Raw genomic sequence first — 11,693 nt, forward strand, 5'->3', positions numbered from 1 at the left:
CCGAGCTGCTGATGCGCCCGCTGCGCTGATCTCGAGACAGCAGAACGCCCCCGAACCGCGACGGTCGGGGGCGTTCGCTCTGCCTACGGCTCGCGGGTGACGAGCACGTCGTCGCCGTCGAGGCGGATGGTCGTGCCATCGTCGAGCTCGACCACCGGCCGACCCTCGAGGAAGGTCAGCGTCCAGCGCCAGCTCGCGGTGTCGGCGCCGATCTCGGCGAGCGTGCGCTCCTCGTCGTCGATCGCGGCGCGCATCGCGACCGGCACCGTCTGCGGCGGCTCGCCGCCGACCGCCCAGCGGGTGCCGATCTGCATCACGCCTCCTCGAGCACGATCTCGCCGACGGCGAGCTCGTCCGCCTCGACCAGCGTGAGGTCGCGGATGCGTCCCACGGCCTTGAGGTCGTCGGCTGCGGCCTCGAGGTGCTCGCGCAGCGCAGCGGGGACGGCGATGACCGCGGAGGCGACGGCCGTCTTCTGGCTCGCCTTCGCATCCGTCTTCGCCCTCCGGATGCCGATCAGCGCGCGCCCCACGGTCGCGAGCATGCCGGTCGAGCCGATGCTGATCGCGCCCGTGGCGACCGCGCCGGCACCCATCGCGTCGCTGCCGTTGCCGAGCTCGTCCGGCGTCGGCCAGGGGGCGACGTGGATCGAGCCCTCGTGCGACCACGACCAGACCTCTTCGGTCGCGAAGGGCAGGAACGGCGCCAGCAGCCGCAGCTGCACGTCGATCGCCGTGCGCAGCGCAGCGATCGCCGAGCCGCGGCCGGCCTCGTCGCCCGAGTAGGCGCGCTCCTTGACGAGCTCGAGGTAGTCGTCGCAGAAGGTCCAGAAGAAGGCCTCGGTGGCCTCGAGCGCCTTCGCGTGGTCGTAGGACTCGAAGGCCCGGGTCGCGGTGCGCACGACCAAGGCGAGCTCGGCGAGCATCTCGCGGTCGAGCCGCTCGGTGACCTCGCCCGGCGCGCCCTCCATCGAGAGCACGAACTTCGCGGCGTTGAGCACCTTCATCGCCAGGCGGCGCCCGATCTTGATCATCTTCGGGTTCTGCGGGTCGAGCGTCGCGTCGACGCCCAGGCGAGACGACGCCGCCCAGTAGCGCACGCCGTCGGAGCCATGGTCCTCGAGCATGCCCAGCGGCGTGACGACGTTGCCCTTCGACTTCGACATCTTCTTGCGGTCGGGGTCGAGGATCCAGCCGGAGAGCGCCGCGTGCTTCCACGGTGCCCGGCCGTCCTCGAACATCGAGCGCAGCATGGTCGAGAACAGCCAGGTGCGGATGATGTCCTGCCCCTGCGGCCGCAGGTCGAAGGGCGCGATCTGCTGCCAGAGCTCGCTGTCGGCGGCCCAGCCGCCGGCCAGCTGCGGGGTGAGCGAGGAGGTCGCCCAGGTGTCCATGATGTCGACCTCGCCGGCGAAGCCGCCCGGCTCGCCGCGCTGCGACTCGTCGTAGCCGTCGGGCACGTCGGTGGTCGGGTCGAGCGGCAGCTGGTCGATGCTCGGCAGCAGCACGCCGCCGGGCACGCGCTCGCCCTGCTCGTCGAGCCGGTACCAGACCGGGATGGGCACGCCGAAGAAGCGCTGCCGCGAGATGAGCCAGTCGCCGTTGAGGCCGTGCACCCAGTTCTCGTAGCGGGTGCGCATGTGCTCGGGATGCCAGGAGATCTCGCGCCCGTGCGTGACCAGGCGCTCCTGCAGCGACTCGTCGCGACCGCCGTTCTTGATGTACCACTGCAGCGTGGAGACGATCTCGAGCGGCTTGTCGCCCTTCTCGAAGAACTTCACCGGGTGCGTGATCGGGCGCGGCTCGCCCACCACGCGGCCGGCGGCCTGCAGCAGCTCGAGCATCGTCTTCTTCGCGCTGAAGACGGTCTTGCCTGCCAGCTCCGCATAGGCGGCCTTCGCCGCATCCGTCTCCAACGCCTCGGGCGCCTCTGCCACGAAGCGGCCGTCGAAGCCGATCACCGAGCGGCTCGGCAGCTGCAGCTCGCGCCACCAGATGACGTCGGTCAGGTCGCCGAAGGTGCAGATCATCGCCACGCCCGTGCCCTTGTCGACCTGGGCGAGCTCGTGCTTGACGAACGGCACCTCGACGCCGAACACGGGCGTGGTCACCGTCGTGCCGAAGAGGTGCTGATAGCGCTCGTCGTCCGGATGCGCGACCACGGCAACGCAGGATGCCAGCAGCTCGGGGCGCGTGGTGTCGATGCGCAGGTCGCCGTCCTGACTCGCGAACAGCAGCGTGCTGTATGCGCCGGGCTGCTCGCGGTCCTCGAGCTCGGCCTGGGCCACGGCGGTGCGGAACGTGACATCCCACAGTGTCGGCGCATCCGCCTGGTACGCCTCGCCGCGCTCGAGGTTGCGCAGGAACGCGAGCTGCGAGGTGCGGCGGGCGTCGTCGGAGATGGTGCGGTACGACTGCTTCCAGTCGACCGAGAGGCCGAGGGTGCGCCAGAGGTGCTCGAACTTCTCCTCATCCTCCTCGGTGAGGCGCTCGCACAGCTCGATGAAGTTGCGGCGCGAGACGGGCAGCTGGTCGCCGGCCTTCGAGCCCTTGTTGTCGCCGCCCTCCTGCGGAGGGGTGAAGCCCGGGGCATAGGGGAGCGTCGGGTCGACGCGCACCCCGTAGTAGTTCTGCACGCGGCGCTCGGTGGGCAGGCCGTTGTCGTCCCAGCCCATCGGGTAGAAGACGTGCTTGCCGCGCATGCGCTGGAAGCGCGCGATCAGGTCGGTGTGTGTGTACGAGAACACGTGGCCGACGTGCAGCGAGCCGGACGCCGTGGGCGGGGGCGTGTCGATCGAGTAGATCGCGTCGCGCTCGAGCGGGGTGCCGTCTGCTGCGACGCCGTCGAAGCGATAGGTGCCCGCCTCCTCCCAGCGCTGATCCCACTTCTGCTCGAGTCCCTCGAGGGCGGGTCGCTCCGGCATGCCGGGCGTTGCGGGCGTGGTGGCGCTCATGGCGTCTCGCTTTCGATGTGCGCGGCTTCGCGTCTGCGCCGCTGGTGCGGCATGAAGCCTGGTTGTGCTCCGGAAGAGTCTACGGTGTCACCTCGAGCAGCAGGCCGCCCTGCGCGCGCGCCGCCACCCCGAGCTGCGCCAGCAGCGCCTCGGCCGCCGGCAGCTCGGCATCCTGGATGACGCAGCGCAGCACGGCGTCGTGCTCGCGGTAGTGCAGCGCTGGCTCGTGACCCGCGCTGCGCAGGGCGTGCTCGATGCGGGGCGCATCGGCGATGGCCACGGTGCCGATGAGCTCGCTCGCCGGCACGCGCGCGAGCCTGCCGGCGGCGTCGAGCGCCTCAGCGGCAATGCCGCCGTAGGCGCGCACGAGTCCGCCGGTGCCGAGCTTCACGCCGCCGAACCAGCGCACCACGAGCACGGCGGCATCCGTCAACTCGCGGCCGGCGATCGCCGAGAGGATCGGAGCGCCGGCGGTGCCGGCCGGCTCGCCGTCGTCGTTCGAGCGGCTCGCCTCGCCGAGCGGCCCGGCGACGCCCGCGCTGCAGACGTGCCGGGCATCGGGGTGCGCGCGGCGCGCGGCGCGGACGAGCCCGCCCAGCTCGTCGAGCGAGCCGATGCGGTGCGCGGTCGCGACGAAGCGCGAGCGGGAGATCTCGATCTCGGCGCTCGCGGTCCGCGCGATCGTGCTCTTGGCCATCGGTCCATCCTCTCGTGCGCCGTGCGCCGCGCGCCGCGCGCCGCGCGCCGCGCACCGTGCGCCGTGCACCGTGCACCGTGCGCCGTGCGCCGTGCGTCACGCACCGCCCGCCGTGCGCCGTGCGCCGCGCACCGCCGCGACAGGTATACGACGATCTGCGCTGACCGGGCGGCATGAAGCGCAAACCGCCGTATACCTGTGGGGCGCGTGGGGCGGGGCGCGCCTCAGGCGGGCTCGGCCACCGCTTCGTCGGTGACCGCCTGCGCGGCGTCGGCGTCCTCGTCGCCGAGTCGCCGTGTGCCGCCGCGCGCGGGCGGCGGCTGAGATGGTGGTCACGGATGCTCCTCGGAGGGCGCCGACGTCGGCGCAGATATCAGTACCGGGTGGAACAATAGACCTCAGGAAGGATGCCGCATGACGTCGACGAGAGGGCCGGGCCGGCCGAGGGCATCGAGCGCCGCCACGATCCACGAGGCTGCACTCGAGCTGTTCCTCGAGCGCGGCTACGACGCCGTGAGCGTCGACGACATCGCCCGCCGCGCGGGCGTCTCCCGCGGCACCGTCTTCTCCTACTGCGACTCGAAGGCCGACGCGCTCTGGGTCGGCCTCGACGCAGCGATCGAGCGCGCCGGCGACGCCATCGCGGGCGGGCGCGGGGATGCGCTGCAGCGGCTCGTGGACGCGATCGCGCAGGCGGTCGAGCCGTGGGGCACGACGCCGCCGACCGCGCTCCGCGACGCACAGGCGATGGGTGCGGTGCAGGCACTGCGCGATGGAGCGCCCGCCCGCCTGCAGCCGCTGCTCGACCGCGCGGCGCTCGCGCTCGCGCTCGAGCGCGACGCGCTGCCGGAGTCGACGGATGCGGCGGTCGCGCCGGTCGCGCTCGTCGCCGCCGCGTGCGCCGCACTGGTGGCGTGGACGAGCACGCCGGCCCGCGCCGCCGCGGCGGATGCGGTGCGCGCCGCGATCGAGCCGATCGCCGCAGCATCACGAACGGGCAACGATCTGCGCGCTTGACGCCGCGCCTCTGCCCTTCGGCGCCCTCGACGCGCATGATGGGGGACATGAGGCCCGGACCTCGGATGGTCACGGTCGCCGCGGCACTGCTGACGGTCGCGGCGATGGCCGGCTGCGGCCTCGTGCCGAATGCGCCGGAGGCCGTCTCGGTCACCCCGTCGCCGTCCGCCAGCGAGCCGCCCGCGGTCGTCGCACCGCCGGTCGAGGCGGTGCGGCCGCCGCTGTCGCCGGCGACGGAGGTGCCGCTGGCGCCCGTGCCGACCGTGCACGGGCCGTACGTGCCGCCGGTGCCGCAACCCGACGCATCCGCCGAGCCGTCGCCCGCAGCCACTCCCGGCCCGAGCGCGGCACCGACGACTGCGCCGAGCCCTGCGCCAAGCACTGAGCCTGCCCCGCTGCTCGCGCTGCTGCCGGAGGCTGGCGAGCTGCCGCGACTGCGGTGGGCGACTGCCGACGGCGAGCGCACGGCGGCGTGGAGCGAGGTGACGGCCGCTGCCGCGACGACGCCGGCGACCGCCATCGTGCACCTCGGTGCCGCGCGCGACGCCGGCGGTGCCTGCGCCGCTGCGGCCGGGGCCGTCGACGGGGCCGCGATGGAGGCCGCAGCGGTGTCGCTCGCAGCCGACCCGGCCCCGGGCGCGCCGTTCGACCTGGTGCTGGTGCGCTACCCGACACCGTCGGAGGCCGAGCAGGCCCTGACCGCGCTGCAGCGGCTCGGCACCGAATGCGCGGGTGTCGAGACCGACGCCGGGGTGCTCGCGGCGGGGCAGAGCGCGCACGGGCCGACCGCGCTGCTGCGCGCCGACGACGCTGTGCTCATCGCCGAGGCGACCGTGATCGACGCGCTGCTGGCCGTCGTGCTGCACGAGGGCGCGCCGCCCGAGGCGGTCGCGACGCTGCTGGCTGCACCCCGCTGAGCGGTTCGGCAGGCGTCCGGCGCGCCTCAGACGTCGAGCAGTCGGCGCAGCGCCGGGTCGTGCGGCGAGACCGGCAGCGGCTGCCCGTCGACGCTCGTCACCCGCGCCAGCAGCCGACCGGAGGAGAGCAGCCATGCGCCGTCGCTGCCCCGCAGGTCGTCGGGGCTGAGCGTCTCGAAGGTCACCTCGAGGCCCTCCGCCGGCGCGTCGCGCATGAGGTGCTCGAGCGTGATCGAGGCGAGGATGCCGTCCTGCCGCGGCGTCAGCAGACGGCCGCCGCGGTCGATGACGAGCGTCGAGGTGGGGCCCTCGAGCAGTGCGCCCGCGGGCGAGACGAAGACCACGTCGTCGAAGCCGTGCTGCGACGCGTGCCGCTTGGCGGCCATGTTGATCGAGTACGACAGGCTCTTCGCGCCGGGCAGCAACCACGGCATCGCGGCGACCTCGTCGCCGTCGTGGCCGCGCCCGAGCAGCGTGATCGCGACGCCGCGCTCGCGCTCGGAGATGGCGGATGCGCCCAGCGGCGCCATGAGGGCGAAGGCCGTCGGGTCGCCCCCGGACTCCGCACCGCGGGTCAGCACCAGCCGGATGATCGCCTCCGGCGCGGCGCCGAAATCCCACGCCGCGACGAGCGCATCGATGGCGCGGCCGAAGCCCTCGCGGTCGGGTGCGGGGAGCTGCAGGATCGCAGCCGAGCGCTCGAGCCGGTCGAGGTGCGACTCCCGATCGCGCACGACGCCGTCGCGGGCGAGCGTCGCGTCGAAGACGCCGTCGCCGCGCACGACGCCCAGGTCGTCCGCCCGGATGATGGGATGCGTGACGTCGACGATCGAGCCGTCGAGCAGCGCCAGCAGCGGCGCGCTCATGCGGTGCCCGCGCAGAACTCCTGCAGCGACGAGACCTGATCCGCCAGCTCGGTCAGCCCCGATCCGACGCGCTCGAAGGCGCCGGTGTCGCCGGCCCCGATCGACTCGGTGGCGTCGGCGACCAGCGCATCCCAGCCGGCCTGGATCTCGCCGATGCGCTCGAGCAGCGCCGGGTCGGTCACCCGGGTCTCGAGGTCGCCGATGCGCCCGGTGATGCCGCCCAGCAGGGCGAACGCGCCGAACGGGTCGGTGCCGAGCATCGAGCCGATCTGCCCGAGGTCGGTGGCGATGCTCGACACCTCCGCCACCAGCTGCGCGCACTGCTGCGCCTGCGTGCCGGGGTCGGCGGAGCCCGATGGCGCAGGCTCCGCGGTCGGCACCGGCGGCATCGAGGGCGAAGGCAGGAGTCCGCACCCGCTCACGAGCAGCCCCGCGGCGATGACCGCGGCTGCCGCACCGGTTCGGGCTGAGCGATGCAAGATCATGCGCCGAGGGTACTGCCGAGCCCTATGCCGCAGGCCCGCCGGGTGGGGGAAACCCCCAGAAGGCTTCCGGGGATCCGCCGGGCGCCCGGCACTGGCGCGGCCTAGCGTTGAGGCATGCAACGAACCGGCCCGCTCCTCGCCACGATCGCGCACCTCGCGATCCTCGGCTCCATCGGCATCCCCATCCTGATCACGATCGTCACGCTCATCGCGGTGGGCATCGGCACGCTCGTCGTGCTCGTCGGCTTCCTGCTGCTCGCGCTCGCGCTGCTGGCGATGTTCGCCGTCGCCTGGTTCGAACGGGAGCGCATCGCGGGCCTCTACGGCGCGCCCGTGCCGCCGGCGTTCTTCCGGCAGTCGCAGCGCACCGATTGGCTGCGCGTGCCCCACCGCCTGCTCCGCATCGTCTCCGACGGCCAGCACTGGCGGGCGATCCTCAGCTTCTTCCTCGCGAGCCTCTTCGGCGCCTTCACGCTGCCGCTGCTGACGCTCGTCGGCATCGGCGTGCCGCTCGCGCTCGCCGGTCTCGGCGACGCCGACTCGGTCGGCATCCCGCTCACGTCGCTCGCCGTGCCGGTCGAGTGGGCGCCGCTCATCGGAGCGCTCTCGCTCGCCGCCGGCATCGCCGGCACGATCGGCCTCGCGCTCGCCCACCGCAACGTCACCGTCGGCCTGCTCGTGCCCGACGAGCGCGAGCGGCTCGAGCAGGAGGCGCGCGACGAGCGAGAGCGCCGCCACGGCGCCGTGCGCGCCGCCGACTTCGACCGCACCCGCATCGAGCGCGACCTCCACGACGGCGTGCAGCCGCGGCTCGTCTCCATCGCGATGCAGCTGGGCATGGCGCGCGAGAAGATCGAGAGCGATCCGGTCGCCGCCATGCGGCTCATCGACGAGGCGCATGCCTCCTCGAAGTCGGCCGTCACCGAGCTGCGCCAGGTCGCTCGCGGCATCCACGTCGCCGTGCTCGACGACCGCGGCCTCGACGCCGCCGTCTCGGCGCTCGCCGCGCGCAGCGTCGTGCCGGTCGAGATCGACGCCCGCATCGAGGGCCGCTGCAGCCGCGACGCGGAGACCGCCGTGTACTTCGCGATCGCCGAGGGCATCACGAACGCGCAGAAGCACTCCCGCGCCAGCCGCATCCGCATCGCCATCCGCACGCGCCGATCCGAGACGGGCACCGCATCGCTGTGGGCGCGCGTCGAGGACGACGGCATCGGCGGCGCCGAGCGCCAGCCCGGCGGCGGCATCGACGGGCTCGCCCACCGCGTCGCCGGCGTCGGCGGCACGCTCACCATGACCAGCCCCGCCGGGGGCCCGACCGCGATCGAGGTGGACGTCCCGTGCGCATCCTGATCTGCGAGGACAGCGTCCTCCTCCGCGAGGGCATCGCCCGTCTCCTCACCGACGCCGGCCACGACGTCGTCGCGCAGCTGCCCGACGCCACCGCGCTCGAGGCTGCCATCGCGGCGCACGATCCCGAGCTCGCGGTGCTCGACGTGCGCATGCCCCCGACCCGCACGAACGAGGGCATCCTGGCGGCGATCGGCATCCGCTCGCGCGGCGACCGGCCGCGCGTGCTGGTGCTCTCGCAGTACGTCGAGGAGCGCTACGCGGCCGACCTGATCGCGAGCGGCACCGCCGGCTTCGGCTACCTGCTCAAGGATCGCGTCGCCGACGTGCGCGACTTCCTCGCCGCCGTCGAGCAGGTCGCCGCGGGCGGCACGGTGCTCGACCCGGAGGTCGTGAGCCAGCTGCTCGCGCGCCGCCGCCGTGACACCCGCATGGAGCGCCTCACGCCGCGCGAGCGGCAGGTGCTCGCGCTCATGGCGGAGGGCTCCTCGAACCAGACGATCGCCGACCGCCTCTACGTCTCCGCCGGCAGCGTCGAGAAGCACATCTCGGCGGTGTTCCAGAAGCTCGAGCTCGAGCCCGAGGACGGCAACCGCCGCGTGCTCGCGGTGCTCGCCCACCTCGACGCCCCCACACCCACCGACCAGACCAGCGCGCCCGACGCGACCGGAGGCATCCGATGACCATCTCCACCCCCACCACGCGGCCCGGCCGCTGGATCAGCATCCTGCTGATCGTGCTCGGCGCGATCGGCGTCGTCTACGGCGTCGGCAGCGGCGTGGTGCGCGGCTTCGCCTCGCACGCCGCCACGAGCGACACCCTCACCGCCGACGCGGCCGGCATCGAGCAGCTGCAGATCGACAGCTCGGCGACCGCGTTCGAGGTGCGCTTCGGCGATGTCGAGGAGGCGACGCTCGACGTCGCCAGCGACGGAGGGCCGGTGCAGCAGTGGAACCTGAGCCGATCGGGCGACACCCTCGTGGTCGATACCGATCGGCGCTGGCGCTGGGTCGGCTTCGGCATCATGTTCGGCGACCGCGTCGGCGAGCAGCGCGCGGTCCTCACGCTGCCGGCGGCGCTCGAGCGGCAGGGCCTCGGCCTCGAGACCGAGGTCTCGGCGGGCAGCTTCGAGGCAGCCGGCTCCTGGGGCGCCGCGTCCATCGACCTGAGCGCAGGCAGCGCCGACCTCTCGGGCACCGCGGAGTCGCTGTTCGTCAGCGTCTCGGCAGGTGAGGCCCGCCTCGACGTCGAGACCGGCGGCACCGTCACGCTCGATGTGAGCGCCGGCCGCATCATCGGCGCGCTGACGGGGGAGCAGCCCTCGTCGATCGACGCGCAGGCGAGCGCCGGCAGCATCGACCTGACCATCCCGGATGGCGAGTACGCCGTCACCGAGCAGGCCTCTGCCGGCGACTCCGACGTGCGCGTGATCGACGACCCGGGCGCGACATCGACGATCGACGTAGACGTGAGCGCCGGCAACGTCACGCTGCGTGGCGAAGAGCGCTGATCGAGACGTGACGACGGCCGGATCGGCGCGGTAGGATCTTCCTACACGCACTGATCCGGCCATCACCGGGGAGCGGTCGGCAGAACGGCAGTCAGGCACCGAGAGGTGCGGGGCGGCTCAGTAGATCCGAACGGGGCAGGCCCGTCACAGCCGATGGCCCGCAGCAGGCGCGGGCACGAAGCGGCGAGCCGAGAGGCCCGCAAGCGGGGTGGTACCGCGCGAGAGCGTCCCCGCATCCGAAGTTCCGAGGATGCAGGAGACCCAGCGTGACCGACCAGCCTTCGACCCACCCGGCCAGGTACCCGCTCTCTGGCGACGAGCCCGTCGTCGCCAGCCCGAACCTCCCTGCGCTCGAGACCGGCATCCTCGCCTTCTGGAAGGGCGACGACACGTTCAAGGCGTCGGTCGAGCAGCGGCAGGGCTGCACCGAGTGGGTCTTCTACGACGGCCCGCCGTTCGCCAACGGCCTGCCGCACTACGGCCACCTGCTCACCGGCTACGCCAAGGACGTCTTCCCGCGCTTCCACACCATGCGCGGCAAGCAGGTGCCGCGCGTGTTCGGCTGGGACACCCACGGGCTGCCCGCCGAGCTCGAGGCGATGAAGCAGCTCGGCATCACCGAGAAGGCCGAGATCGAGTCGATGGGCGTCGACGTGTTCAACGAGCACGCGCGCGCCTCGGTGCTGCAGTACATGGACGAGTGGGAGGCCTACGTCACCCGCCAGGCCCGCTGGGTCGACTTCGACGGCGGCTACAAGACCCTCGACCTCACCTACATGGAGAGCGTCATCTGGGCGTTCAAGACGCTGCACGACAAGGGCCTCGCCTACGAGGGCTACCGGGTGCTGCCCTACTGCTGGCGCGACGAGACGCCGCTGTCGAACCACGAGCTGCGCATGGACGACGACGTCTACCAGGATCGCCAGGACACCACCCTCACCGTCACCTTCCCGCTCACGGGTGAGAGAGCGGATGTGTTAGGTCTGTCGGGCGTCAGGGCACTGGCCTGGACGACGACGCCGTGGACGCTGCCGACCAACCTGGCGCTCGCGGTGGGCCCCGCGATCGACTACGCGGTCGTGCCCGCCGGACCGAACGGCACGAGCGCGGGCGACGGCTCGTTCCTGCTCGCCGCCGACACCATTGCGGGCTACTGCAAGGATCTCGGCTACGACTCCGCCGAGGAGGCGCTCGCCGCCGTCACGCGCACGCTGCCCGGCAGTGATCTCGCGGGCGTCACCTACGAGCCCCTGTTCGACTTCTTCGCCGACGCATCCGAGTGGGGCACCGAGCACGCCTTCCAGATCCTGGTCGACGACTACGTCGCCACCGGCGAGGGCACCGGCATCGTGCACCAGGCGCCCGCCTACGGCGAGGACGACCAGCGGGTCGCGAACGCCGCCGGCATCCCCACGATCCTCTCGGTCGACGACGGTGGCCGCTTCCTCGACGTCGTCGCCCCGGTCGCCAGCCAGCAGGTCTTCGACGCCAACAAGCCGCTCTCGAAGCTGCTGAAGGACGCCGGCCGGGTGCTGCGCCAGGCGAGCTACGTGCACTCGTACCCGCACTGCTGGCGCTGCCGCAACCCGCTGATCTACAAGGCGGTCTCGAGCTGGTTCGTGAAGGTCACCGACATCAAGGACGACCTGCTGGCCGCCAACGAGCAGATCACCTGGGTGCCTGAGAACGTCAAGCACGGCCAGTTCGGCAAGTGGCTCGAGGGCGCTCGCGACTGGTCGATCAGCCGCAACCGCTACTGGGGCAGCCCGATCCCGGTGTGGAAGAGCGACGATGCCAACTTCCCGCGCATCGACGTCTACGGCTCGCTCGACGAGCTCGAGCGCGACTTCGGCGTGCGCGTCACCGACCTGCACCGGCCCGCGATCGACGAGCTCACC

General features: G+C 72.8%; 11 protein-coding genes. 6 read left to right on the top strand and 5 right to left on the bottom strand.

Features of this window, described 5'->3' with window-relative positions; genetic code table 11:
• Positions 1-83 precede the first annotated feature (83 nt).
• The 3 genes from J1M46_RS03220 to J1M46_RS03230 form a co-directional block, all read right to left on the bottom strand.
• Positions 84-314 (bottom strand): hypothetical protein, encoded by a 231-nt coding sequence (locus J1M46_RS03220; RefSeq protein WP_206446502.1) that lies wholly within the window; start codon positions 312-314, stop codon positions 84-86.
• Positions 314-2,953 carry a valine--tRNA ligase gene (gene valS, locus J1M46_RS03225; protein WP_206446503.1) on the bottom strand — a complete coding sequence of 880 codons (2,640 nt, stop codon included), beginning with the start codon at positions 2,951-2,953 and terminating at the stop codon, positions 314-316. The genes J1M46_RS03220 and valS overlap by 1 nt, the downstream gene beginning before the upstream one ends.
• A gap of 79 nt (positions 2,954-3,032) precedes the next feature.
• A complete protein-coding gene (locus tag J1M46_RS03230) occupies positions 3,033-3,650 on the bottom strand; it encodes an IMPACT family protein (protein WP_206446504.1) in 618 nt (205 codons plus the stop codon).
• A gap of 414 nt (positions 3,651-4,064) precedes the next feature.
• Between J1M46_RS03230 and J1M46_RS03235 the strand changes: the two genes are divergently transcribed.
• Entirely contained in the window at positions 4,065-4,667 is a 603-nt protein-coding gene (locus tag J1M46_RS03235; protein ID WP_206446505.1) for a TetR/AcrR family transcriptional regulator, read from the top strand.
• A 47-nt stretch (positions 4,668-4,714) separates the two neighbouring features.
• Positions 4,715-5,584, top strand: coding sequence for a hypothetical protein (locus J1M46_RS03240; RefSeq protein ID WP_206446506.1), 870 nt, complete (start codon positions 4,715-4,717; stop codon positions 5,582-5,584).
• Between the two features lie 26 nt (positions 5,585-5,610).
• Here the strand turns inward: J1M46_RS03240 and J1M46_RS03245 are convergent, their stop codons facing one another.
• Complete coding sequence (locus J1M46_RS03245) at positions 5,611-6,450, bottom strand: aminotransferase class IV (protein ID WP_206446507.1); 840 nt, start codon at positions 6,448-6,450, stop codon at positions 5,611-5,613.
• Positions 6,447-6,935: a hypothetical protein gene (locus tag J1M46_RS03250; protein ID WP_206446508.1), complete on the bottom strand. Its 489-nt coding sequence runs from the start codon at positions 6,933-6,935 to the stop codon at positions 6,447-6,449. Before J1M46_RS03250 ends, J1M46_RS03245 begins: the two co-directional genes overlap by 4 nt.
• A 114-nt stretch (positions 6,936-7,049) precedes the next feature.
• On the opposite strand from J1M46_RS03250, the gene J1M46_RS03255 reads away from it, so the two are divergent.
• The 4 genes from J1M46_RS03255 to J1M46_RS03270 form a co-directional block, all read left to right on the top strand.
• Positions 7,050-8,288, top strand: a complete 1,239-nt coding sequence (locus J1M46_RS03255) for a sensor histidine kinase (RefSeq protein ID WP_206446509.1) — start codon at positions 7,050-7,052, stop codon at positions 8,286-8,288.
• Entirely contained in the window at positions 8,276-8,968 is a 693-nt protein-coding gene (locus tag J1M46_RS03260) for a LuxR C-terminal-related transcriptional regulator (protein WP_206446510.1), read from the top strand. Before J1M46_RS03255 ends, J1M46_RS03260 begins: the two co-directional genes overlap by 13 nt.
• The gene (locus tag J1M46_RS03265) at positions 8,965-9,795 is read left to right on the top strand and encodes a hypothetical protein (protein WP_206446511.1); all 831 of its coding nucleotides are present in this window, start codon (positions 8,965-8,967) and stop codon (positions 9,793-9,795) included. The genes J1M46_RS03260 and J1M46_RS03265 overlap by 4 nt, the downstream gene beginning before the upstream one ends.
• A 266-nt stretch (positions 9,796-10,061) precedes the next feature.
• Positions 10,062-11,693: class I tRNA ligase family protein (locus tag J1M46_RS03270; protein WP_206446512.1), on the top strand; the 1,632-nt coding region annotated here is incomplete at its 3' end.

Source organism: Agrococcus sp. KRD186, from assembly GCF_017168255.1.
Taxonomy (GTDB): Bacteria; Actinomycetota; Actinomycetes; order Actinomycetales; family Microbacteriaceae; genus Agrococcus.